This is a genomic window from Haloarcula taiwanensis (genome assembly GCA_002844335.1).
Classification (GTDB): domain Archaea; phylum Halobacteriota; class Halobacteria; order Halobacteriales; family Haloarculaceae; genus Haloarcula; species Haloarcula taiwanensis.
The window spans coordinates 423,805-445,806 of sequence record CP019155.1 but is presented as its reverse complement, the minus strand read 5'-3'; the positions used below and the strand labels follow the sequence as shown (position 1 = coordinate 445,806).

Genomic DNA, 22,002 nt, shown 5'->3' with positions numbered 1-22,002 from the left:
CGTTGCCTCGCCGTATTTGATTGCGGTGTTCTCCGGAGCGTCAGTCGTCGTCAGCGCGGGCCCCCGGCGGTTTCTCCGAGCGTGGCCCGGCGGCGTGGCCCTCGTGGGCCAGCGCCGTCGCGAACAGGTCCTCGGAGACGGCAGGCACCTCTGTCTCTTCGACTGCGCCCGCTGACTCGATGTCGTCGACTGAACGCGGGTACTTCCTGAGGTCTTTGTGGATAGCGATCCCCGCATCCGCCCCCTCGCCCATTGCGACCGGGAGCTGGTTGTGGCCCGGCGTCAGGTCGCCGACGGCGTAGACGCCGGAGACACTGGTCTCGCCGTGGTCGTCGACAGCGACCGTCCCGTCATCGTTTCTCTCAAGCCCCAGCTCATCGGCCAGCTCCGCGTGGTAGTCCGACCCCAGCATCGGGAAGCCGCCCTTGTACTCTCGAACGCTGCCGTCTTCGAATTCGTAAGCCGATAGCCAGCCGTTGTCGTCGGTCTGCTTCCCGGACAGCTCCGTCTCGACGATCTCGACCGGATGATTGTCGAGCATCGTCTGCGTCTCGTCGCTCCACTCGGGTTCCTCGCCACGAGTCAGGATGTCCACGTCGTCGGTGTAGTTCAGCATAATCATCGCGACGTGAGCCGCGGACTCGCCGGTGCCCATGACGAACACCGGTTCGCCGACGAACATGAACGCGTCACAGTGGAGACACCAGTGTAGTCCCTTCCCAGTCCGTGGCAGCGGCGGGTCCGGCCGCTCGTCGGCGAACCCGGTCGCCAGCACGACGCGCTTGACCACCAGTTCGTCGCCGCTCGTCGTCACGGTGAAACCGTCCTCGTCGGCGAGTGAGCCTACCGACTCGACAAAGCCCCGCTGGTAGGTGCCGCCATAGTCCTGGACCTGCTCGCGGGCCGTCTTCAGGAACTCGTTGCCCGAAACGTCCTCGGTGACGCCAATGACGTTGTGCGTGTCGGTCATCATTGCAGCGCGGCCCCCACCGCGGTTGATAACAATTGTGTCCATCCCCAGTCGGGTGGTGTATAGCGCGCTCGTCAGCCCGGCCGGGCCACCGCCGACCACGGCCACATCGTAATCGTACTGCCCGTCAGTATACATTACCACAGCGTACGTGCTCAAGCAATAAAAACAGCAGAACGGCGGCGACCGACGCGGCAATTTACCGCTGTCGAGTCACGCCCTGAGTGACGCAACGACAGGCTCGCTGGCACCTCTCTCATCCGGGGCCGAGGGCCGCGATGTCGGCCCCGACTGTCGCCTGTGCATCAGCCGGATTCGGATCACTGTCAGCCAGATGCGTCCACTCGTGGGCAGGCAGTGCCGACAGGTGGTCAGTGATTGCGGTGCTGTACGGAGTCGCTTTCACTGTGCTTTCGCTGTTGCCCCAGATATGGTTGATGACGGTCATCGAATCGATGCGTATCTCGACGGAATCGGGGTTACACCGCGTAGCCAGCGCCTGCAGTCCGAGGTGGAGTGCGGCGTATTCGGCGACGTTGTTGTTCGTCCGGGAACCGACCGGTCGGCCGAGCCGGGCAATCGGCGTCTCGTCCGCCTGGATTACAGCGCCGGCACCCGCCGGCCCGTTACTGTGCGCGCTGCCGTCCACATAGAGGACGACCTGTGACACGGCGGTACTGGCCGCCTCCCGATGTGTCGAAGGTGGGTCGGATTCGAGGAGGTCGTCGACTACAGTCCGTATCTCGGCAGCGGATGTTTCCGGGTCGAACAGGCCACCGTAGCCGGCAACGGCAGCATTGATTGCATCGATAGCGGGGGTGAGTTCGTATCGATACAGTGCAAGCAGCTTGTCGACCCGCGTCGCCAGCGGCGAGAGCGGTTCCGCCGGGAGACGCTCTCTGTCTCTCGCCGGCGCATCGTGACGGTCCATCGGTGACACGTAGCCGCGGGCGGGTAAAAGACACTTCGCCGTGACAGGCCCAGGATAGCCAGAGGCGTACCGTGAGTACTGGCTGTTGAGCGAGTCATTTTCCCCGTGGGCCAATCAGGACCGCAGTTAACAGTACTGAGACCGTAGTCGTGACCACGATGGACAGACGGACATTCCTTGCTGCGAGCGGGCTTACGGTCGCGGGAACAGTGACTGGCTGTAGTGCCGCCAGTAACGACCAGCAAGGTGACGGCGCGACAACGACGGACTCCGGACAGAGAGACATGGAGGCGACTGGTGTGGCTGTCGAGACCGTCGCCGACGGACTCGAATCGCCATGGAGCGTCACGCCGCTGCCTGACGGCTCACGGCTGGTGGTCACAGAGCGCGTTGGTCGCGTGGTGCTGGTCAACCCGGCGGACGGTACAGTCACACCGGTCAATAACGCACCGTCGGTGTATGCACGCGGACAGGGTGGGATGCTGGATACGGCGCTCCATCCCGACTTTCCGAACCCGTCGTGGGTGTATTTGACATATTCGAAAGCCAACGACAGCGGTCAGTCGGCCACGCATCTGGGCCGTGGTCGCCTGAATGTTGCTGCTGGCCAGTTCGAGGAATTCGAACAACTGCACGTCGCAGAGCCGTTTGTCGACTCTGACGGCCATTTCGGGTCCCGCGTCGTGTTCGGCCCTGACGGACTGGTGTACCTGACTGTCGGCGACAGACAGTTCAAGAACTTCGGGCCCGACCACGTCGCACAGGACCGGACGAACGAACTCGGGACGACGCTTCGCCTGACGCCTTCGGGCGGGATTCCCAATGCGAACCCGTTCACTGCCGACCCGGAGGCAGTCGATTCGATATTCAGCTACGGCCACCGCAACGCACAGGGAATGACCGTGCATCCCGACACCGGCGCTATCTGGCAGGCCGAGTTCGGCGAACAGGACGGCGACGAAATCAACATCGTCGAACGGGGCGGCAACTACGGCTGGCCGGTCGCCGACGAGGGCTGTACCTACGGCAGCGGCGAGCCAATCGGCGTGAGCCACGCGGAGCGTGACGATGTTATTGCCCCGGTGTATTCGTGGGAGTGTGGGTCAGGTGGGTTCCCGCCCAGCGGCACGACTTTCTACACCGGCGATGCCTTCTCCGAGTGGACCGGCGACCTGCTCGTCAGTGGGCTGGCGTCGCAGTACCTCGCCCGGTTCACTGTTACTGGGCGAACGGTCGAGGAAGCGACGCCGCTCCTTGCCGACCGAGGGTGGCGAATCCGCGATGTCGCAGTCGAGCCAGATACCGGATACATTCTCGCGGCAATTGACGCACCGGACGCACCTATCGTGCGACTCCGCCCCGCCTGAATCGGGTGTGTCGGTGATAACTGGTATGGCCCGTTACCGTCTCATACCCCGAACCGAACGCTCATCCATTACACCCGGTTAGCGAGTCCCGGATCGCGCCATTTTTGCTTCTGAACCCGCTACACTGGCTGTGAATCAGACTGCGATTCTGCATGCCGCGTTCGGAGTACTGATAGTCGCCGGGTTCCTCGTTTCGGCACCACTGAGCTATGGCTTGTACGGGCTGGGTGCTGTGTGTTTCATCGCCGGCATCGTGCTCGCCCGGCAAGATAGCGATGAGCCAGAAGCCGCTGACAGCGCTTGATTTCGGAACTCCTGCGACGACCGGTCGGGACTGTAGCGATTGCCGGACTCTCGCCGCACCAATATATGCTATGAGGGGACACCGATTGGTGTCTACCCGGTCACGCTTCCTGTAGTCGACCACCGTCGACGGCCACGTTCTGGCCGGAAATGTACGCAGCCGCATCACTACAGAAGAACAGAATCGGTGCCGCGACATCCTCAAACGTGGCCGCCCGCCCACGCGGGAACTCCGAGACATCCACGACAGTGTTCTCGACCGCGAATGGCGACACGGCGTTGACCGTAATCCCGTCGTCCTGCGTATCATATGCCACTGTTCGCGTGAACTGCAGGACTGCCTTCTTTGCTGCGAAGTACGGGAAGTTCATCGGGACTGCCCTGTCATCACGGGCATCTGCCACGCCGAAGTTGATAATCCGTCCCCAGCCGGCTGCGCGCATTGATGGGAGCGCTCGCTGCGAACACAGATACGTCGAGAATAGACACCCCGCAACGGCGGTTCGCCACTCATCGAGGGACAGCTCGTCCCACCGCCCCTGCGGGAGCGGACCTACTGCGTTGACCAAGATATCGACATCACCTAGTTCCGACTCACAGTCCGAGAACAGCGAATCAACGGCGTCGGGCTCCGTTACGTCGCCTTCTACCGTGGTTGCCTCGACGCCGTGATTCCGTGCGGTGGCTGCTGTCTCCGCCGCTGCCTCTTCGCTCGTCCGGTAGTGCACGGCGACATCGGCACCGGCGGCCGCTAACTCAAGGAGCATCTCACGACCGACCCGCTTTGCAGACCCTGTCACGAGAGCAGTACGCCCGTCTAGCTCCGGCTGAATTGCTACCACCTGTCGATGTATGGCGGGAAACATCAAAAGTATGAGGGGAAAATTCGCGGAAAGATGGAGTTCACTGTGCCAGCAGCCGCTCTCGGACACATGGCTATAGTAGCCATTGAAAATCAACACACATCTGATCGCACGATGGCAGTGCGATCAGTGTGTAAATCGTTTCAATTATTACTACAGGCTTCCTTGCGTACGGAGTCCTGTGGGAACGGATTTTTCGTGACGCTATCGCCTGCGAGTCGGCCATGCATCCTGCCGGCGGTTTTATCAGATCGGTGGGAATATTCTGTCACATGCCTGAACAGCCTGTTGATGTCGGCCCAGGGGGCGAGAACGTCGCCGGTGAGGCACCCGCCGCAGAGCCAGAAGCCGTCACCGACGACGCAATCCTCCACGACGACGATGTGGAACTCGAACGGACTATCGGGCTTATCGGCGGGCTGGCAATCGGGATCGGGACGATGATCGGGGCCGGTATCTTCGTTTTTCCAGGGCTAGCGGCCGCCAACGCTGGACTGGCAGCGACGCTCTCATTCGCAATCGGTGGGCTGATCGCGCTGCTCGTGGCGCTTCCGACCTCCGAACTCGCCACCGCGATGCCACGGAGCGGTGGCGGGTACTACTTCATCTCACGGAGTATGGGGACGGCGTATGGCGCGATAGTGGGTCTCGGACTGTGGCTCGGGCTGATGTTCGCCTCGGCGTTCTATCTGGTCGGACTTGGTCACTACGCGAGCGCCGTGTTCGCTGAACTCAATATTGCGCTCCCGGCTGACCCGGTCATCGGTATCGGGCTGCTGTTTGGGGCTGTACTGACGGCACTGAGTATCGGTGGCACGGAAAATACGGCAAAGCTCCAGAACATGGTAGTGGGGGTCCTCCTCGCGGTGCTTACAGTGTTTCTCTCCTACGGTGTCCTTGACGCCGTGGGCGTGTTCGGTGGCGGCACCGTTCCGGAGCAGTTCTTCTCCAGAGGGTACTTCCCGGTGTTGACGACCGCTGCGCTCGTGTTCACGTCGTATCTGGGGTTCGCTCAGGTCGCCACTGTCGCGGGCGAAATCAAACAGCCGGGTCGGAATCTCCCACTGGCGATGGTGGGCTCAGTCCTGATCGTCACTGTGTTTTACGTTGTCACGATTTTCGTTGCGACCAGCTCGTTCGGCGCGGAACGTCTGGGGGAGTTCGGGGAGACAGCGATGGTCGAAGTCGCCCGTGACTTCCTCGGGTTGCCCGGGGCGGTCGCGATACTGGGTGCAGGACTGCTGGCGACGTTTTCCAGCGCGAACGCGTCGATTCTCAGTGCTTCGCGGGCAGTCTACGCGCTGAGCCGCGATGCATTGCTCCCCAGAAAGGCGAGCAAGGTCAACCTCAGGTACGGCACACCACACGTCGCGTTGCTCGCTGCTGGCGGACCGATACTGGTCCTTGTCGGGACTGGCCGGGTCGAACTCCTCGCGGAAGTCGCTTCGTTCCTCCATTTGATCATGTACGGGCTGATGTGCGTTGCGCTGATCGTGTTGCGCCGTCGCAATCCCGATTGGTACTCGCCCAGCTATCGAGTGCCGGCCTATCCGGTGGTTCCGGCCGTAGGTGCGCTCGCGAGTTTCGGACTGATCGCCTTTATGCAGCCCGCGTCAATCGGCATCGGCATCGTGGTCATGCTCACCTCGTACCTCTGGTACCGTTATTACGCTGGGGACGTGACGCTAAAGGGAGATCTCTGAGTATGACGGACCGACAATCGATACTCGTCCCGATTCGCGTTCTTGCGGGAGAATCGGTCCCGGAGGGCGTCCCCGAACTGCTCGCCCATTCGCATGTCGTCCTGTTGGGGTATCACGTCATCCCGGAGCAGACTGCGCCCGGACAGGCGCGGCTGCAGTTCGAAGACCGGGCCACAGAACGACTCGATGAATACGAGGAGATATTCGAGAGCGCCGGGGCCACCGTCGAACGTCGGCTGGTGTTCACTCACGACGGCCAGAAAACCATCGACCGCATGATTGCCGAGCACGACTGCATGGCCGTTCTCGTTCCGAACGCCACGGGACCAGTCAATGACGTGCTGGTCCCGGTCCGCGGGGCCGTGGGGGTCGACCGGCTTGCCCGCGTCGTCGCGAGTGTGTTCGGAGCGATGGACGCCGACGTGACGTTGTATCACGTTGCGGCTGCAGACACGACGGACGACGATGTTCGGACGCTCCTCGGTGGAATCACGGACCGTCTGGTGGAGTTCGGGATGGAGCCGTCGACTATCGAGACGCGAATCGACCGCGGTCGGGACCCTCTTGACGCAATTGTAGACGTGGCCAATTCGTTTGACACGGTCGTGATGGGGGAAACCGACCCATCCCTGACGACGTTTGTGTTCGGGATGCCAGCCAAGCAGGTCGCCAACCGGTTTCTCGGGCCGGTGCTCATCGTCCAGCGTGAACGCGCCTCAGCGGAGAAAGACGGATAAATTACCCTGCTTCAGCCTCCAATCGGCTGGCTAGTTGTGTGCCTGTACTCCTGTCATGCTCTCAGTGCCCCACTGCCCACGGATAGCCACCTCTCGCTGCGTGGGTGTGGTCGTGTTCATTAGTGGTGCTGCGCCCGTCTTCGGTAGTCCGCACAATGTCGTCGACCCGGAGGATCTGTGTCACGACAGCGACTGCCCGCTGCAGTGCACTCGTGAATACCGTTGATGGTTCCAGAACACCTGCTGCAATCATATCTCGGGGATGGCCATCGGAGCCGACACCGATCGCCTCTGCGCCGGCGTCGTGTCGTTGCTTTATGCCTGTCAGTGTGTTCAGTGGGTCCGTGCCCGCGTTTGTGGCCAGCGTCCGTGGGATGGCTTCCAGTGCGGTTCCGAACCCTTCGAAGACGAGCTGTGTTCGGTCCGGTATACCACTGGACAGAGCGGCGAGGTCCATTGCCAGCGCGGTCGGCACTGCACCTCCACCGGGCACGAACGCGCCATCGTCGAGTGTGACGCGGGTGACATCGATACAGTCTGCCGCGATGCGGCGGACCTCGTCTGCAACGTGTGGCGTACCGCCACGGAGCAGTAGTGTTGCGCGTTGTTCTTCGGGACAGCCCTGTAGCGTGAGCGTCTGGGAGGTCCCGACCGTACGCTCCGTGACCGACGCAACAGTGCCAGTGGTGTCCGCAGTAAGCTCGTCGACGGCCATCACTGGCGTGCTCCCTGTCGCTCGGGCAATGACATCAAACTCGTCTCGTCGAGTTCGCTCGACGGGGAGCACGCCTCGCTGGACGAGCGCGGTCCTGACCGCTTCGTCGATGGATTTCTGACAGAACAGGACGGTCGCACCTGACTGCACCACCTGCGCTATGAGTTCTGTCCTCCGGTCCTGTTCGTGAGCCTGAAAGGCGCTCCGCTGTGTCGTGTCTTGCAGCTCCACTGACTCCATGTGGTTCGGTTCCTCGATGCCAATTTCGGCGTCGACCATCCCGATAGTCGGCTCGTCGTGCGTTTGGATGCTCGGGTGACTGAGGGCTTCGAGAGATGTCGATGATGTCTCTAGGTCGACCACCACCCCGTCGAGACAGACGGACTCACGGAGTTCGCCGCCGGGGTAGGACTTGAGCGTGAGCCGCGATGTGTCGAACTCGACCGCCTGCAACGCACTGAGGGCCAGTTCGCCGAACCGCTCGGTCGAAGTGTCGTCCCATCGTCCCGTGACGGCGGTCTTCGCAATCTGTGCCAGTCGGTCATCGTGCCGACTGTACACGCTACGTTCGTATTGCTCAAGATGGTCAAGAGCGGTCTCGGCAGCCCTGACGTAGCCGTCGATGATTGTCGTTGGATGAAGTCCGTCGGAACGAAGCGCTGCAGCCTCCTCAAGCAGTGCGCCGACCAGCACAACTGTTGTCGTCGTCCCGTCCCCGACAGCACTGTCCTGTGCAGTCGCGGCCTGTTCGACCAGCCGACCGACGGGATGCGTGATATCTATCCACTCGATGATTTTCGACCCGTCGTTCGTGACGATGACCGTCCCGTTTTCGCCGACGACCATCTTGTCCAGCCCGCTGGGCCCGAGTGTCGTTCGGATTGTGTCAGCGAGTTTACCTGCGGCGGTCAGTGCGGGGTCTGGCTCGTCAGTACCGTCGTCAGTCGTCTCTCCCAACATCAGTGTCGACAGCGGGAGCTGTCTGGGTCCCTCATTGCAGTGGGTTGTCAGTGACACAGATGTCACCGCGGTCAGCGCTATTGTGTTCGATACCCTCTGGGGACGCGTCGAACTCGAACGCGCCCGTCGGGAGCGCCAGCGTCGAGCAGGCGTTTGGCACGTCCACGACGCCGCTCTGGCGGCCCTCGACGGGGACGGTGCCGAGGATGTGCAGGGCCTGCTGGCCGGTGTAGCCGAACTGCTTGAGGTAGTCGATGGCCTGAAGACAGGCCCGCCGGTAGGCGGTGTGGGAGTCGATGTACTTCTGCTCGCCGTCCTCCGTGACTGAGTAGCCACAGAAGGTGACGTAGTCCTCGAAGTTCGGTCCGCGATGGCCCGGCTCGAAGATGGGGTGGTCGACGCCGAACTTCTCCATCCCGTCTTTCACGAGGTCGAATTCGAGATCGACGTAGGCGGCCATCTCGATAGCGCCACAGAAGGATATCTCGCCGTCGCCCTGCGAGGCGTGGAAGTCGCCGATGCCGAACTTCGCGCCATCGACGTAGACTGGGAAGTACACCGTCGAGCCGATGGAGAGGTCCTTGATGTCGTGGTTCCCGCCGTGTTCCCGGGGCGGAACGGTTCGGGCCGCGACCTCCGCCGCCTCCTCGGCATCATCGGGGTTCATCTCGCCCATGAGCGCGCCGTTGGGCGTTGGCGGGTTCGCCACGCCGGGCTCTTCCTCACCGGTCGGATGGTTCGGGATCGACTCGGGGTCCTCGGCGTGTTTGTCGATGAGTTCCTGCTCGCGTTCGTTCCACGCTTCAAGCAGTTCCTCGCTGGGTGCACAGCCTGCGAGGCCGGGATGAATCTTCCCCTCGTATTCGACATCGGGGATGTGGCGCGATGATACCGTGTAGCCGTCGATGTCCCAGATGGACTTTGCCGCCTTGGGGAAGTGGTCGGTCAGGAAGCCGCCGCCGTTCTGCTGGGAGAACGTCCCAGTGAAACCGAACTCCGAGCGGTCGTTGAGCGGCCCCATGTCGTGGAACTCGACTTTCAGCAGGTCGCCCGGCTCGGCACCGTTTACGTGGACGGGACCCGCGAGATAGTGGACCTGCGAGAGGTCCACGTCACGGACCTCGTTGGCGTCGTCATTGTCCGTTATCTGTCCGCCGGTCCAGTCTAGGGCCTCGAGTCGCATGCTCTCGCCGGGGTCCGCTTCGACGACCGCCGGGATATCCGGGTGCCACCGATTGAACGGATTCGCGCCCGGCTGTTCATCTGGCGCACTGTCGACATCTACCTCGAACTTCGTTTCTGGCATTACGGCTACAGTATCGGATAGATTACACATAAGTGTTCGGACGATTGATATTTAGAACGTACAGTTTCAGACGAGAGTCAACAGTATCCAAATACGTAGTTCCGATAGACAACCACATATCAGTAGAGAACAGTGATATAAGTGTACATAGGACAAATAAAAATTCAATCAGCCGTCCAGTTAGTTTTGGTTATATTAGATGTGGATATCCCATGATTGTTGATAATCTCACCCACCCCATCACGCAGCAGATTGGTAGTGTCCTGACCTATTAAGCACGCAGGATTATATGAACTCAGCCGGAGCTGAAAACAGCCGCAGACTGGGAACTCTGTAGCATTGCTACACACTCACAGCCAGAGTTCACACGAACGCCGGCGAACGGCTGTTTACGAGAGTCACACCAGATTCTCCAAATATTCGAGGGCACAAGCACCGTGTATGCGCCGACGGACGGTTCTCAAGTCGACGGGTGCGGTTGGAACAATTGTCGGAGTCGCCGGGTGTCTTGGCGGTAGTCGCTTCGGCGATTCGAACCCAGATGTCGTCCTCGAAGAGCCCGACCGGGAGTTCGAGAGCAGCGACGTTCCGTATCCCGCCTGGGGTGAGCAAATCCCGGACGTACGTGTCGCCACACCGACCGAGGCACGCAAGGTCCCGTTGCGAGACATTGAAACGCCGACTCTCCTCACGTTTTTTTACAGCCACTGCCAGACTGTGTGTCCAGTTCTCATCTCGACGCAGCGAAACATCCAGAGCCACGCACAGAACAACGGCTATGCGGATTCGGTCACGTTCCTCCCGATGACATTCGACCCCGTCCGTGATACCGCAAAACGACTCGCGGCGTATGCTGACAAGATGAACGTCAACGTTGATAGCGAGAACTGGCAGTTCCTTCGACCAGCGTCGAAGCAGCGAGCCAAGGCTATCATACAGGACCAGTTCGGAGTCATGTTCCAGCGGACTACACCCAAGGACATGGATATGTACATGTTCACGCACACAGCCCTGACCCTACTGGTCAACGCTGATGGGTTCGTCGAGCGTGCGTATCGCTCGAAGTCACCGGACGTAGAGAGTATTATTGCCGACCTGAAGACGGTGAGAAACGCGTGAACCGTCGGCAGGTCGTCGCGGCGATAACCGGGCTCGGCCTCTCTGGCGGGAGTCTCTGGGTTGCACAGAATGGCCTGTCGGGTATCCAGTCCCGGGACACAGACCAGCTTCCGGTCCGTGTGGAAACCCTCGGTGCACGCGGCTCGTCAGCAGGCGAGACACGCGTGCCGACGCCGGGAACCGTCACAGTGGTCGACCTGTTCGCCACGTGGTGTGCGCCCTGTGACGACCAGCTCAAGATTCTCGACGCGATCCGACCTGAGTACGCCGACGTGTCATTCGTCTCAGTGACGAACGAACGGCCGAGTGAGACTCTGACGAGGGCAGACATCAGCGAATGGTGGAATCGCAACGGCGGTGCCTGGACTGTCGGACTGGACCCCGGAAGCGAACTGCTGGCGGCGTTCGGGGCGGACGGACTTCCGTACATCGCGATTGTCGACGAGAACGGTATCGTCCAGTTCGGTCACAGCGGGCTTGCCGATGAAAAAACGCTTCGAGACGAACTTGACGCGCTGGTGTAAGATGGCTGGCGTTGCTGTACTCGGGACACTCGTGTTCGCCGCGAGCGCCGGCGTCGGGACGTTCTTCGCCCCGTGTGCGTTCCCGCTTCTCCCGGGGTACGTCGGATATTACATGCGCGAAAGTGACGGGAATGTCGGTATGCTGCCACCCGCAACTGCCGCTGCTGGCGGAGCCTTTGTCGCGCTCACCCTCGTTGCGCTGCTCGTCCTCGCTCTCGGGCAGCCACTAAAGAACGCACTCCCGATACTCGAACCGGTGATCGGACTCGCTCTGGCCGTGTTCGGCGTTGCGATGCTCCTGAACCGCGAGCCCGAACTCCACGTCCCGCTGCCACAGCGACCAGCGTCAGTAACTGGATTCGGCGTGTTTGGGGCTGTGTATGCAATCGCCGCAGCCGGCTGTGTCGTGCCGCTGTTCTTCGGCGTAGTCACCCAGGCGCTTGCACTGCCAGTTCACGTGAGCGCTCTCGTTCTAGCGGCATACGCGCTCGGGGTCGCGCTTCCGCTTGTCGGCGTGACACTCCTTGCAGGCGTTGGCATCGGCATCTGGCGCACTTTTGGCAAGTACCTGCAACGGATACACCAGATCGCAGCCGTCGTGATGATACTCGCCGGCGGCGGGCAGATTTACCTCTCAGTGTTCGAACTGGGCGTGGTGTCGCTTTAATCGAGCGACTGTTGACCCCTGGCGGATGACGGATTGTTCGCTGTTCTTAGCATCGACAGCGACAGGGCAACGATTCGGCTGTAAATACTTCGAGATGCACCAGGGATCTGTCTGTGAGTGCGCGATAACTCCGAGGCTGAGCTACAGCAACGTCGTCGCTCCTCGGAACGTAAGAAGCGGTATGAATGGTGGCGGCGAACCGGATTTCCCAGAGGCTCGCGCACTCCAGTACTCCCCGGAACGCTGGTGGGCTTATCTTCCGTGTTCGGGATGGGTACGGGAGGCAACCCCACCGCGGTGGCCGCCTATACTATAACTCTACCAGCTACGCTTATAAGAGTGGCTACTTGATGACGGGAGTCGTTGGATCACAATCTGACACATTGTCTCAATGGCACAGATTCAAGCAGCACGGGTTACGTCCAGCACATCCGGAATCGAAACTATGGAAATGGCGGCCGCCAAAGTGCGGGACGTGTGGGTTTCACCGTTGCTTTTCAGACCGCTGGTTCCACTGTTTGAGATAGGTGGCGGATTCGGTGTTGCTAGTGGGACCGCTGGACTCGCCGCGAGTGCACTCATACTCTGTGGAGCTATGCAGTCCCGGGGAGAACGCCGAGAGGTGCAGTCCAGTTACAGTCGCTGGTGCTAGTGCCGTTGCCCTCTGCCGAATCCACTCCCCTGAGAGCGCCACCAGTTCAATTGACCGATGTGTTCCACCGGTCAGCGGGACGTTTGCGGAACACCGAGCGAGACTCCAGCGAGGAATATCGGGAGACCGGCGATCACAACGGCAGCGGCACTGGCCGTGACAACGGGGATGAAAAGCACGCCCAGTCCATACGGCGCAGGGAGTACCGGGAGAACCGGTAGCATCGACAGCACGAACCCGATAGCGGCCGTCTTCACTGCTAACCGACGGTTCCCGTGGCCGACTGCGTATCCGGCCGGGAAAAGGACAAACGCGGGTCCGAGAACCAGCAGCGTTGTCACCGGGGGCGTGGAACCGTCACTGACGACCATCGGAGCCGCCGCTATCGTCGCTCCCAGCGCGATGCCTGCGCCGACTACTGTGCCGACGACGACCGTCCGATAGCTCGTCTGCTCACGGATACGTCGCCGTGACAGGGCTATTCCACAGACGAACAGTGCAGTGCCACCGCCGAACAGCGGTGCTGCTGTGCCGCCCAGCCGTAACACGCCTATCGCTCCGAGAAGCGACAGGGAAGCCGATAGCGCGCCGACACCGGCGAATACAATGCCGACGGAGTCCCGTACTCCTTTGAACTCCCAGTCAAGCCAGGCAACACCCCCGGCGGCAGCGCCAATCAAGAGGGTAAATACCGCTGTGGGGAGGGTGATGTATGCGAGTGCCTTCACCGCCATCACGGGACCGAGAAGTGCTCCGAGCGCAAGGAGGCTCAACAGCGGCCCGACAGCCGTCTCACGGGGGACAAAGGTCACGATACGTCCATCGTTGAGTTCGGTCAGTGTCATCCGCTGTCCGTCGTCTGAGACGGTTGCACCGTCGATGGGCCGCTCGACTCGCATCCCGTCGGGTGCAACGACGACGAGTCGGTCAGCACCGAGGCCATCAAGGTTTCGATACCCGTAGGCCTCGGTAAACTCACCCGTTCGGACCGCCCCGCCGACGGACTGCTCGGCGAAGTCAGGCTCGCGGTAGCGCAGCGTTATGACGCCATCGCCAGAAACGTTCGCGCCCAGAAGTTCGGTATCCCACATCGCTCTGTCGGCGATAGCGGTTCGGAGACTCTCGTTTGTCCGGAGACGTGCAGCCGCCTCTGTGCCAGACAGGCGGTTGTGGACGACCCACGTTGCGGTTCCGTTGTTGTGGACGGTGACGGTGGCGTTGCTGTGAGTGACTGCGACCGAAATACCGTGTGACTCGGCTGTTGATGCAAACGAGTCACCGCAGGCGTCACATAGCGGCCGCGGCGGCGGTGCTGCGCCAGCAGGCACAGCGATACAGAGGAGCGACGTACAGACCAGACAGAGGAGAGCAAGGTGGTGGCGTCGATGCGGGGCCATGTAATCTACCTATCCTGTCATATGTTAAGAGATGTCGATTACTCAAAGAATAGTTATACCAACACGGACAGCGGGCGACACTGGGACCAATACATCTCGGTTCAGTGAACTGTGCGGTACATATTTCGCCGGCTCTGCCAGCCGTGGTCTCCCATCCTCGGTGTCGGTGTAGCGGCCGAGCGAAGTGGCCGCCGCTTGGGCGTCGTCGATTGGGTCTGACGCCCGCGTCATTATACTTTGGGATGCGTACAGCGCGTACTATCGAAGCCGCTGTCGCGTTCGCGGTCACTCGTCAGGAACGCGATTTCGCCGTTGGTGGAGGCGAGACCGCAGGACACAGAGTCGGCGATTTCGGTGTATGTGTCGGCCAAGCTGTTGTTAGTGTATCTGGACTGCCCTTCTACAGTATAACAACTTATACCGACACAACCACGATGGTAGGCAGAACGCTGTGACAGCAATCGAGATCGAGTCGCTCCGGAAGTCTTACGGCGACATGACCGCGATAGCGAACCTCTCGCTGAGCGTCGACGAGGGCGAGTTCTTCGGACTGCTCGGGCCGAACGGGGCCGGTAAGACAACGACGATGGAGATACTCACCGGGCAGCTCAGTCCGGACAGTGGACAGACTGCGGTACTCGGTGCCGACCCGGCAACCCAGCCGACGTCGGTCCGCGAACGGGCAGGGATTCTTCCTGAAAAGGAGTCACCGCCGAGTTTCATGACGCCACGTGAGTACTTCGATTTCGTCGGTGCTATCCGGGATATGCCGGGCGACGTGGTGGCAGCGCGGACCGCGTCCTGGGCCGACCGGCTCGGCTTTACCGCGAAACTCGACACGCTGTCCTCGGACCTGTCGCGGGGCCAACAGCAGAAAGTGATGATCGCCGGCGCGTTCTTCCACGAGCCAGCTGTCGTGTTCATCGACGAACCGCTGGCGAACCTCGACCCGATCGTTCAAGAGCGGGTCAAGCGGTTCCTGCGCTCCTACCGGGACGCCGGCAATACGATTATCCTCACGACACACGACGTAGATGTCGCTGCCGAACTCTGTTCACGGGTTGGCATCATGTACGGCGGCAACCTCGTCGCTGATGTCAGGCCGGCGGAACTCGACGCTGATGTGACGCTCCTTGACGTATTTCTGGACACCGTCGACGCAACAGTGGACCGGGAGAAGCAACCTGCTGATACATGAGTGACGGACGGGTGCGCAGGGTGTTCGTCGAGATGGTCCGCGAGGAGTGGCGACTCCACAGCCGGCTCTTCGGCGGCAGTCACTTCTCCCTGTTTCCGGTGTTCATTTGCCTGCTCGTTGGGGGCGCAGCCAAGCTGCTGTCCGTTACCGGGACCGAGCCGCGAACCGTCTTCGCCGGCCTCCACGCACTGGTATTTGTCTTCGGACTCCACACGGGGTCGATCGGCTTTGTGGGACGTGATGCTCTCCAGAACCTTCTCGGTGACGTGACGCTGCTGATGTTCTCTGCCCGCACACTCCCGCTCTCGCAGAACACGCTGCTGGGCCTGTTCGTCGTCAAGGACAGTGTCTACTACGCGGTGCTGTTTCTGCTACCAATCTCTCTCGGAACGGTGCTTGCAGTGCGAGGGGCTGCTGGGCCTCTCCTCGTCGCCAAGACTGTCTCCCTTCTGTGGACGACACTGGCACTGATGTTCGTCTTGGGAATGGGAACGACGATTGCAGGTCTCGGCCTCGCTGGGCGCGGCGTTCCCGGGCTGGCGCTGCTTGCGGCCCCACTCGCCGCTGTCGGTGCAGCGGCAGTCAGTGGTGTTACTATCGTTTCCTATACCCCCTACGGCCTGTTTCTGGCCCAGACACCCCTGCGGGTCGGCACGACAGCTCTCGGTATCGGCGGCGTCTTTCTGCTGGGTGCAGCCACTTTCGATGCGACCGCGCCTGACCCTGCTCAAACAGTCGAACCAGCGTTTCGCGCGTGGTGGCAACGGTTCGGTGACCCAGTTGCGACGAAGAGCCTGCTCGACATCCACCGGAGTGCAGGCGGGTTCGGAAAAGTCCTCTTTTCAGCGGCGGTGCTGTTCGGCGTTACTGCTGCACTGGTCGATTTCGCCGGACAGATCACGGGTGTACAGCCGTCGACTGGTATCTCCTTCGGTGCGATTCTCGGGCTCTCGGGATTCACGACCTACAACTGGCTCACCCAGTCCGACGACGTGAGCCTGTATTTCGCCCAGCCACTCTCTGTGAGAGCCGTTTTCGCGGGGAAATTCCGGGCGTTTCTCCTGCTCGGCCCGCTGGTCGGACTTGCGTTCTACGGGCTTGCACTCGTCTGGCGTGGCGGGCCGGCTGCTGAGGCCGCCGTCGGGGCTGTCTTGCTTGTCGGCGTCGCCTGCTACATCTTCGGCACCACCGTCTACCTCACCGGTCTCTCTCCGAACGAGTTCCTTTTCGACACGGCCCTGTTCGCTGTCTTCGGCGTAGCGATGGTCCTCCCGCTGGTCCCGGTCCTCATCGTCGGGTTCGCCGTCTCGCCGGTGTCTGGCAGCCTGCTGGCCGTGCTCGGTGGGTCTGGCGGCGTCTTGGGTGCTGTCGGTGTCGGCCTGTACCGTCGGTCGGTACCGAAGTGGTCGACGCGGTATCAACAGTCGTGAGTGGTCGTTTGCGGTCGTCCACATCGCCTCCAGCACCGACCCGGTCTTCATCGAGGTTCTCGTTGCCTGTGTAGCGTAATCCGGCTACGATTCCCCGAACGAACAGCAACGGTTGTACTGCGCTTTTCGAATAGCTTTTCTTGATCAGTAGTGGCACTGGGGTATGGACCGTCGTACCGCGAGGCTGCTCAACGGTGCGCTAGCGCTGTGCTGTCTCGTGCTTGTGCTCGCCGCTGTGTATCCGGTCACGACCGCAGAATCGCACTCGACGCAACCGGTCGATGAACGATTCACTGTGCCCGAGGTCGATGACTACCGGGCGACGGGAGCGATTGTCGCGGATGGTGAGACAGCGCTCAAATTTGAGGGCGCTGTGACTGCTGACGGCGGGCGCTACCTGTTCATCGACGAGGGTGGTGTCCGAACCGAACAGTTTCAGGCGTCGCCTGGCGCTCCGGTCTACAGTCGTCTCGTTGTCGAGGATGTCGGTAGTACTGACCGCCGACGAGAGCAGATACAGCGCGATACCGATCGGAAACTCATCAGGGAGAGCCGAACTGAGGGCGATGTCACGTTCATTATTAAGCAGAATGCAAGCGATCTGAGGACCGATGTCTCGGGAGCGGCATCTGTCGTTGTCAGGAGCTTGTACGTTGTCGGATACCAGCGGGACATCGATCCCTCTCAGGAAGCGACTGTCTACAAGCCAGAAAACGGCTGGTACGAAGGACGCGAACCGTACCATATTACCGGGGCCACAGGGCAAGTGCGAACCGTCAGTGACACGACTGGCGTTCGCTCCGCGGAAGTTAGGTGGGACCAGACGGGATCAGCGGGGACGTATGCAGAACTCGCGCTGGTCAGACTAACGGGCGATGCGCCGACAACGTACGACATCTCCGTCGAGTTCAAGTCGGGCGAGCCGACAGTGCGTCGACCGGCGTGGGTCACCGCGGTCAAAGCCGGATCCGAGGACCGATAGTCACAGGGGAACTGTCCTGTACGAACTCTGTGGAGCCGTCACCTCTCGGCGAACTGTCTGCAAGTGACAATGACACGCTGTAGCGTCCAGCGGTGCAGGAAGCATTGTCGGAAGGTGCGTTCTCTGGGCTGATAGTGTCACGTCTGCCGCGTATACGGTCGGTTTTTATTGCTTCCCCTGTGAACGCCAGGACAGAATGGCATCCTACGACGCGTTTGACTCCGCTGTCGAAATTAATGGGCAAACGGTACTCACGATAGTTGAGGAGGCGATGGGGAAGTTCTCAGACGAGTACCGGGACCGCGCGCTGACGGCGCTCGCTTCGGAGGGAATCACCGAACCGGCGGCCGACGAGTGGTATCCCCAGCAGGCCTGGCTGAACGCGTTCGAAATAATTGCTGACGACCTGCAGCCGCACGTCCTCGACCGACTAGGCGAGCAGATCCCTCGTGTCGCCGACTGGCCCAACGACTTTGACACTGTCCCAGAGGCTCTCACGTCGATAGACGAGGCCTATCAGCGAAACCACCGTGGCGGCGACATCGGACACTACCGTTTTGAATCCGTTGGCGAGCGGACCGGCGAGGTGACGTGTGAGAATCCGTATCCGTGCCCGTTCGACCGCGGTCTCATCAGGGGCGTCGCCCAGCAGTACGCCCCGGTCGACGCGTTCGTCTTCCTCGAAGAAACGGGTGAAACGTGTCGTCGGAACGGAGAGGATGCGTGTACCTATACGGTCTACTGGTAGCGGTGACTACCGCTCGTAGGTCGCAAGTGCTTCGCGGAGTTCGGCGGCCGAGTACTCCGACACGAGCTGTACGATCTCCTCCAGATCTTCATACGTCTCGCGGAGATTGCGAACGCGCTCTTCCTCGCGAGTATCTGCCGCTACCTGCTCTTCCGCCCGGCGGATGGTTCTGAGCGTCGTCTGGACCTCCCGCTGGACGTATTGCTGGAACACGTCCTGTAGGATGAACCAGATTTCACGTTCAGCCTCGAACCGGACTCGTCTGCCGCCTCCCGTCGACGACCGGCGGTGGATGAGCCCGAGACGCGACAGCGTCCGTGTGACGTTACTGACCGTCGATTTCGCGTAGCCCGTCTGGTCGACGAGTTCCGGGATTGAGAGCGGATCTGATGCGAAGTACAGCACGCCGTAGATGCGCCCGGCACTTCGGCTGAGACCGTACACTTCGGCTGATTGCTCCATCGATTCGATGACGCGTTCCCGTGCCACCGAACTGTCAGCATCACTCATGCATCCGAGTCGCCTGCCCTGTTTGTCGCGTGTCCTGCCGTGTCATATCTCCGGCTATTGCTTTCGTAAGTATTAAATTGTTTGATTGGTTTGTTCGGATTGGGTCGAACAAACAAAAACGTCCGTCGCTACTCCAACAATCAATGGCAAGTGCTTTTCCCCACCACCCACCGGTTGACTATGCACCCCGTGAGCAGACGAGCGTCGTAGTCAACGGTACCGAACCGACTGACGTTCTTCAAATCCTCTCGTCCGAAGCCGCTCAGGAGATACTTGGGGCAGTCAGAGATGAGCCGCGGACCGCATCGGACATCGCCGACGCGGTCGACCGCTCGCTCCAGAGCGTCTCCTATCACCTCGACCGGCTCTGTGAAGCTGACCTCATCGAACCCGCCGAGACGTGGTACTCGGAGAAGGGGACAGAGATGACAGTGTACGCCCTCGCCACGGAACGGCTTGTCGTGCAGTTCGGTGATAGCGCTGACCGCTCCGTGTAGTGTCCAGCGGCTTCACGGACTGCCTGCACCCGAAGCTTGCAGTCAGACTTGGCTGGCGTTGTTTTCGCCGCAGAGACTGAGACAAACAGACCTATTGGAACGGTTCTCGTACGTCGAATATGGGCGAAGGGACGGGCACGGAACGACCGAAGGCGACAGTGCTACAGCGGGTATCGAGCGTATTGGACGCCGATGCTCACGACGTGACGGAACTCGACGGCGGAGAAGTCGGGTCGGTCTACCACGTCTCGTTTCACGACCGGCCTGACGTGGCGGTGAAAGTTGACGACTCGCCGCTTGGAATCGAAGCAGCAATGCTTCAGTATCTCACCCGTACCACATCCCTCCCCGTTCCGGAAGTCCTCCACGTCGAACCGAACCTGCTCGTACTATCGTTCATCCGTGGAGACGGCCGATTCAGTGAACGGGCCGAGCGCGACCTCGCGCGCCACGTCGCGTCTCTCCACGATATCTCAGCCGATGCGTTCGGCTTTCAGTTCGACACCCTTTCTGGGCCGTTCAGGCAGCCGAATCCGTGGACCGATTCGTGGGTCGATTTCTTCCGCGAGCAACGGGTACTCCCGTTTGCGAGGGCCGCGCGGAACGACGGCACCTTGCCAGCCGCCGAGTTCGACCGGGTGCAGCAACTGGCGGACACACTCGATGCTCGGCTCGTCGAGCCGGCCTCGCCGTCGCTGTTGCACGGCGACATCCATCCCGGCAACACTGTGGTGGCAGACGGAACTGTTCGGGCCGTCCTTGATCCGGCGATATATTTCGGCCACGCCGAAGTTGACCTGGCGTACGTCGACCGACTGGATTCGATCGGTGCTGCCTTCTACGACGAATATCGCCGCCACCGTGATATCTCCGCCGAGTACTTCGAAAAGCGACGCGACGTGTACGTCGCCTTCCACGCGCTGGAGAACGTCCGGTTTTTCGGCGACGACAGACTCCCGAGGCTCGACAGTGCGTTAGATCGCCTCGGTCTCTAAAAGCCACAGACAGCAGCACAGCCTACCGTTCCGATGGCCGCTTCAGTCAGTCAGCGAGATGTTCTGCCGGAGGTCGTCTTCGATTGCCTCCAGCGTCCGCCCCTTGGTTTCGGGGACGGTGCGGTAGACAAACACCAGTCCCGCGAGGCTGCAGAGGCCGAACAGCCAGAACGTCGCTGAGGTTCCGACGCTGTCAGTCAGGACAGGGAACGTCAGCGAGACGAGGAGATTCGCACCCCAGTTGGCGACTGTAACGACGCCCATCGCCGACCCGCGAACGGAAAGCGGGTATATCTCCGATATCAGGAGCCAGAAGACCGGGCCGAGGCCAATGGCAAAAAAGGACACGAACAGCATCAGACTGATTGTGGCGATGATGCCGAGGCCCCCGCTAAGACCGGGGAGGTAGAACACGGTACCGAGGACGGCGAGAGTTGCAACCATGCCACCGACACCGACAAGGAGCAGTCGACGCCGGCCGACACGGTCGACGAGCATGATCGCCACGACAGTCATCACGACGTTTATCGTCCCGATTCCAACTGTCGCGAGGATCGATGCCACGTTTCCGAGGCCGGTAGATTCGAGAATCGTCGGAGCGTAGTAAATGACGGCGTTGATACCGGTGATCTGCTGGAACACGGCGAGTCCGAGTCCGACAACCAGCGCGGGGCGGAGCCACGATGCCAGCAGATCCCGAACGCCGGTTTCGGCCTGTGTTTCGACGGTCTCTTGGATCTCGTCGAGTTCCTGCTCGACGCCGCCGGACCGCGTTCGGTTGAGCACGGCTCTGGCTTCGTCTTCCCGCCCGTGTTCGAAGAGCCAGCGCGGGCTCTCGGGCATCTTCAGAATCCCGATAGCAAGCACAACGGCGGGGACCATTCCGGCACCGAGCATCCAGCGCCACGCGCCCGCGTCGGCGAACGCGTAATTGACGAAATACGAGAGCAGGATACCGGTCGTCACCATGAGCTGATTGAGCGAGGTGAGTCCACCGCGAATATGCGGCGGTGCAATCTCTGAGATGTAGAGCGGCCCGACGATCGACGCGAAGCCGATAGCGACGCCGTCGATAAGCCGCCCGGCGACGAGGACGGGAACGGTCGGCGCGACGGCCATCGTGAACGAGCCGACGAAGAACACGATGGCTGCAATAAGGATGAGTCGGCGGCGACCGAGGCGGTCGGCTAACTGGCCACCCACGGCCGCACCGGCCGCGGCCCCGGCCATCGCACCACTGACGATGATCCCTTCGACGAGCGGCGACATGACGAACGAGTCCTGAATGAACAGGAACGCGCCCGAGATGATCCCGGTGTCGAACCCGAACAACAGTCCGTTCAGCGCGGCTAACGCGGAGACGACGTAGACGAACCGGTCGCCGTCACCGCGGAGGACGTTCCGTATGGTAGCTGTGGACATCTATGT

The 22,002-nt window shown here is 61.2% G+C and carries 20 protein-coding genes and 1 rRNA gene; 12 read left to right on the top strand and 9 right to left on the bottom strand.

Annotated features, from left to right (window positions below):
* Nucleotides 1-40: 40 nt before the first annotated feature.
* Nucleotides 41-1,108, bottom strand: a complete 1,068-nt coding sequence (locus BVU17_17095) for a thioredoxin-disulfide reductase (GenBank protein AUG49288.1) — start codon at nt 1,106-1,108, stop codon at nt 41-43.
* A 118-nt stretch (nt 1,109-1,226) separates the two neighbouring features.
* Nucleotides 1,227-1,901 (bottom strand): ribonuclease H, encoded by a 675-nt coding sequence (locus BVU17_17090; GenBank protein ID AUG49287.1) that lies wholly within the window; start codon nt 1,899-1,901, stop codon nt 1,227-1,229.
* A 158-nt stretch (nt 1,902-2,059) separates the two neighbouring features.
* Here BVU17_17090 and BVU17_17085 point away from each other — a divergent pair, with 158 nt between their 5' ends.
* The gene (locus BVU17_17085; GenBank protein ID AUG49286.1) at nt 2,060-3,268 is read left to right on the top strand and encodes a glucose dehydrogenase; all 1,209 of its coding nucleotides are present in this window, start codon (nt 2,060-2,062) and stop codon (nt 3,266-3,268) included.
* 404 nt (nt 3,269-3,672) lie between these two features.
* On the opposite strand, the gene BVU17_17080 is transcribed toward BVU17_17085, so the two are convergent.
* The gene (locus BVU17_17080; protein AUG49285.1) at nt 3,673-4,437 is read right to left on the bottom strand and encodes an oxidoreductase; all 765 of its coding nucleotides are present in this window, start codon (nt 4,435-4,437) and stop codon (nt 3,673-3,675) included.
* Between the two features lie 269 nt (nt 4,438-4,706).
* Here BVU17_17080 and BVU17_17075 point away from each other — a divergent pair, with 269 nt between their 5' ends.
* Both BVU17_17075 and BVU17_17070 read left to right on the top strand, forming a co-directional pair.
* Complete coding sequence (locus BVU17_17075) at nt 4,707-6,137, top strand: amino acid transporter (protein AUG49284.1); 1,431 nt, start codon at nt 4,707-4,709, stop codon at nt 6,135-6,137.
* 2 nt (nt 6,138-6,139) lie between these two features.
* Nucleotides 6,140-6,874, top strand: coding sequence for a universal stress protein (locus BVU17_17070; protein AUG49283.1), 735 nt, complete (start codon nt 6,140-6,142; stop codon nt 6,872-6,874).
* A gap of 61 nt (nt 6,875-6,935) precedes the next feature.
* Here BVU17_17070 and BVU17_17065 read toward each other — a convergent pair whose 3' ends face one another.
* The gene (locus tag BVU17_17065) at nt 6,936-8,549 is read right to left on the bottom strand and encodes a thermosome subunit alpha (protein ID AUG49282.1); all 1,614 of its coding nucleotides are present in this window, start codon (nt 8,547-8,549) and stop codon (nt 6,936-6,938) included.
* Nucleotides 8,550-8,580: 31 nt separating this feature from the next.
* Nucleotides 8,581-9,855: a formamidase gene (locus BVU17_17060; protein ID AUG49281.1), complete on the bottom strand. Its 1,275-nt coding sequence runs from the start codon at nt 9,853-9,855 to the stop codon at nt 8,581-8,583.
* A 441-nt stretch (nt 9,856-10,296) separates the two neighbouring features.
* Between BVU17_17060 and BVU17_17055 the strand changes: the two genes are divergently transcribed.
* From BVU17_17055 to BVU17_17045, 3 genes are read left to right on the top strand one after another with little or no spacing between them, the layout of a single operon-like run.
* A complete protein-coding gene (locus BVU17_17055; protein ID AUG49280.1) occupies nt 10,297-10,974 on the top strand; it encodes an SCO family protein in 678 nt (225 codons plus the stop codon).
* On the top strand, nt 10,971-11,498 hold the full coding sequence (locus BVU17_17050) for a thioredoxin (GenBank protein AUG49279.1): 528 nt from the start codon (nt 10,971-10,973) through the stop codon (nt 11,496-11,498). Before BVU17_17055 ends, BVU17_17050 begins: the two co-directional genes overlap by 4 nt.
* Before the next feature lies 1 nt (nt 11,499).
* The gene (locus BVU17_17045) at nt 11,500-12,165 is read left to right on the top strand and encodes a cytochrome C biogenesis protein (protein ID AUG49278.1); all 666 of its coding nucleotides are present in this window, start codon (nt 11,500-11,502) and stop codon (nt 12,163-12,165) included.
* A 186-nt stretch (nt 12,166-12,351) separates the two neighbouring features.
* On the opposite strand, the gene rrf is transcribed toward BVU17_17045, so the two are convergent.
* Together rrf and BVU17_17035 are read right to left on the bottom strand one after the other, a co-directional pair.
* Nucleotides 12,352-12,474, bottom strand: a 5S ribosomal RNA gene (rrf, locus tag BVU17_17040).
* Nucleotides 12,475-12,888: 414 nt separating this feature from the next.
* Nucleotides 12,889-14,214: a hypothetical protein gene (locus BVU17_17035; GenBank protein ID AUG49277.1), complete on the bottom strand. Its 1,326-nt coding sequence runs from the start codon at nt 14,212-14,214 to the stop codon at nt 12,889-12,891.
* 451 nt (nt 14,215-14,665) lie between these two features.
* Between BVU17_17035 and BVU17_17030 the strand changes: the two genes are divergently transcribed.
* The 4 genes from BVU17_17030 (at nt 14,666) to BVU17_17015 (ending at nt 18,572) form a co-directional block, all read left to right on the top strand.
* Entirely contained in the window at nt 14,666-15,412 is a 747-nt protein-coding gene (locus BVU17_17030) for an ABC transporter ATP-binding protein (GenBank protein ID AUG49276.1), read from the top strand.
* Entirely contained in the window at nt 15,409-16,842 is a 1,434-nt protein-coding gene (locus BVU17_17025; protein ID AUG49275.1) for a hypothetical protein, read from the top strand. The genes BVU17_17030 and BVU17_17025 overlap by 4 nt, the downstream gene beginning before the upstream one ends.
* Before the next feature lie 163 nt (nt 16,843-17,005).
* Nucleotides 17,006-17,824, top strand: a complete 819-nt coding sequence (locus BVU17_17020) for a hypothetical protein (GenBank protein ID AUG49274.1) — start codon at nt 17,006-17,008, stop codon at nt 17,822-17,824.
* A gap of 196 nt (nt 17,825-18,020) precedes the next feature.
* On the top strand, nt 18,021-18,572 hold the full coding sequence (locus BVU17_17015) for a hypothetical protein (protein ID AUG49273.1): 552 nt from the start codon (nt 18,021-18,023) through the stop codon (nt 18,570-18,572).
* A gap of 6 nt (nt 18,573-18,578) precedes the next feature.
* Here BVU17_17015 and BVU17_17010 read toward each other — a convergent pair whose 3' ends face one another.
* Nucleotides 18,579-19,082, bottom strand: a complete 504-nt coding sequence (locus BVU17_17010) for a transcriptional regulator (protein ID AUG49272.1) — start codon at nt 19,080-19,082, stop codon at nt 18,579-18,581.
* A gap of 143 nt (nt 19,083-19,225) precedes the next feature.
* Between BVU17_17010 and BVU17_17005 the strand changes: the two genes are divergently transcribed.
* A complete protein-coding gene (locus BVU17_17005) occupies nt 19,226-19,579 on the top strand; it encodes a transcriptional regulator (protein ID AUG49271.1) in 354 nt (117 codons plus the stop codon).
* Nucleotides 19,580-19,698: 119 nt separating this feature from the next.
* Nucleotides 19,699-20,574, top strand: a complete 876-nt coding sequence (locus tag BVU17_17000) for a fructosamine kinase (protein AUG49270.1) — start codon at nt 19,699-19,701, stop codon at nt 20,572-20,574.
* Between the two features lie 42 nt (nt 20,575-20,616).
* On the opposite strand, the gene BVU17_16995 is transcribed toward BVU17_17000, so the two are convergent.
* Nucleotides 20,617-21,996, bottom strand: coding sequence for an MFS transporter (locus tag BVU17_16995; protein AUG49269.1), 1,380 nt, complete (start codon nt 21,994-21,996; stop codon nt 20,617-20,619).
* Nucleotides 21,997-22,002 lie beyond the last annotated feature (6 nt).

Bases quoted from the DNA above. Each gene is read 5' to 3' on its own strand.
- BVU17_17095 (AUG49288.1), bottom strand. From the start codon at position 1,108: ATGTATACTGACGGGCAGTACGATTACGATGTGGCCGTGGTCGGCGGT.
- BVU17_17090 (AUG49287.1), bottom strand. From the start codon at position 1,901: ATGGACCGTCACGATGCGCCGGCGAGAGACAGAGAGCGTCTCCCGGCG.
- BVU17_17085 (AUG49286.1), top strand. From the start codon at position 2,060: ATGGACAGACGGACATTCCTTGCTGCGAGCGGGCTTACGGTCGCGGGA.
- BVU17_17080 (AUG49285.1), bottom strand. From the start codon at position 4,437: ATGTTTCCCGCCATACATCGACAGGTGGTAGCAATTCAGCCGGAGCTA.
- BVU17_17075 (AUG49284.1), top strand. From the start codon at position 4,707: ATGCCTGAACAGCCTGTTGATGTCGGCCCAGGGGGCGAGAACGTCGCC.
- BVU17_17070 (AUG49283.1), top strand. From the start codon at position 6,140: ATGACGGACCGACAATCGATACTCGTCCCGATTCGCGTTCTTGCGGGA.
- BVU17_17065 (AUG49282.1), bottom strand. From the start codon at position 8,549: ATGTTGGGAGAGACGACTGACGACGGTACTGACGAGCCAGACCCCGCA.
- BVU17_17060 (AUG49281.1), bottom strand. From the start codon at position 9,855: ATGCCAGAAACGAAGTTCGAGGTAGATGTCGACAGTGCGCCAGATGAA.
- BVU17_17055 (AUG49280.1), top strand. From the start codon at position 10,297: ATGCGCCGACGGACGGTTCTCAAGTCGACGGGTGCGGTTGGAACAATT.
- BVU17_17045 (AUG49278.1), top strand. From the start codon at position 11,500: ATGGCTGGCGTTGCTGTACTCGGGACACTCGTGTTCGCCGCGAGCGCC.
- BVU17_17035 (AUG49277.1), bottom strand. From the start codon at position 14,214: ATGGCCCCGCATCGACGCCACCACCTTGCTCTCCTCTGTCTGGTCTGT.
- BVU17_17025 (AUG49275.1), top strand. From the start codon at position 15,409: ATGAGTGACGGACGGGTGCGCAGGGTGTTCGTCGAGATGGTCCGCGAG.
- BVU17_17020 (AUG49274.1), top strand. From the start codon at position 17,006: ATGGACCGTCGTACCGCGAGGCTGCTCAACGGTGCGCTAGCGCTGTGC.
- BVU17_17015 (AUG49273.1), top strand. From the start codon at position 18,021: ATGGCATCCTACGACGCGTTTGACTCCGCTGTCGAAATTAATGGGCAA.
- BVU17_17010 (AUG49272.1), bottom strand. From the start codon at position 19,082: ATGAGTGATGCTGACAGTTCGGTGGCACGGGAACGCGTCATCGAATCG.
- BVU17_17005 (AUG49271.1), top strand. From the start codon at position 19,226: ATGGCAAGTGCTTTTCCCCACCACCCACCGGTTGACTATGCACCCCGT.
- BVU17_17000 (AUG49270.1), top strand. From the start codon at position 19,699: ATGGGCGAAGGGACGGGCACGGAACGACCGAAGGCGACAGTGCTACAG.
- BVU17_16995 (AUG49269.1), bottom strand. From the start codon at position 21,996: ATGTCCACAGCTACCATACGGAACGTCCTCCGCGGTGACGGCGACCGG.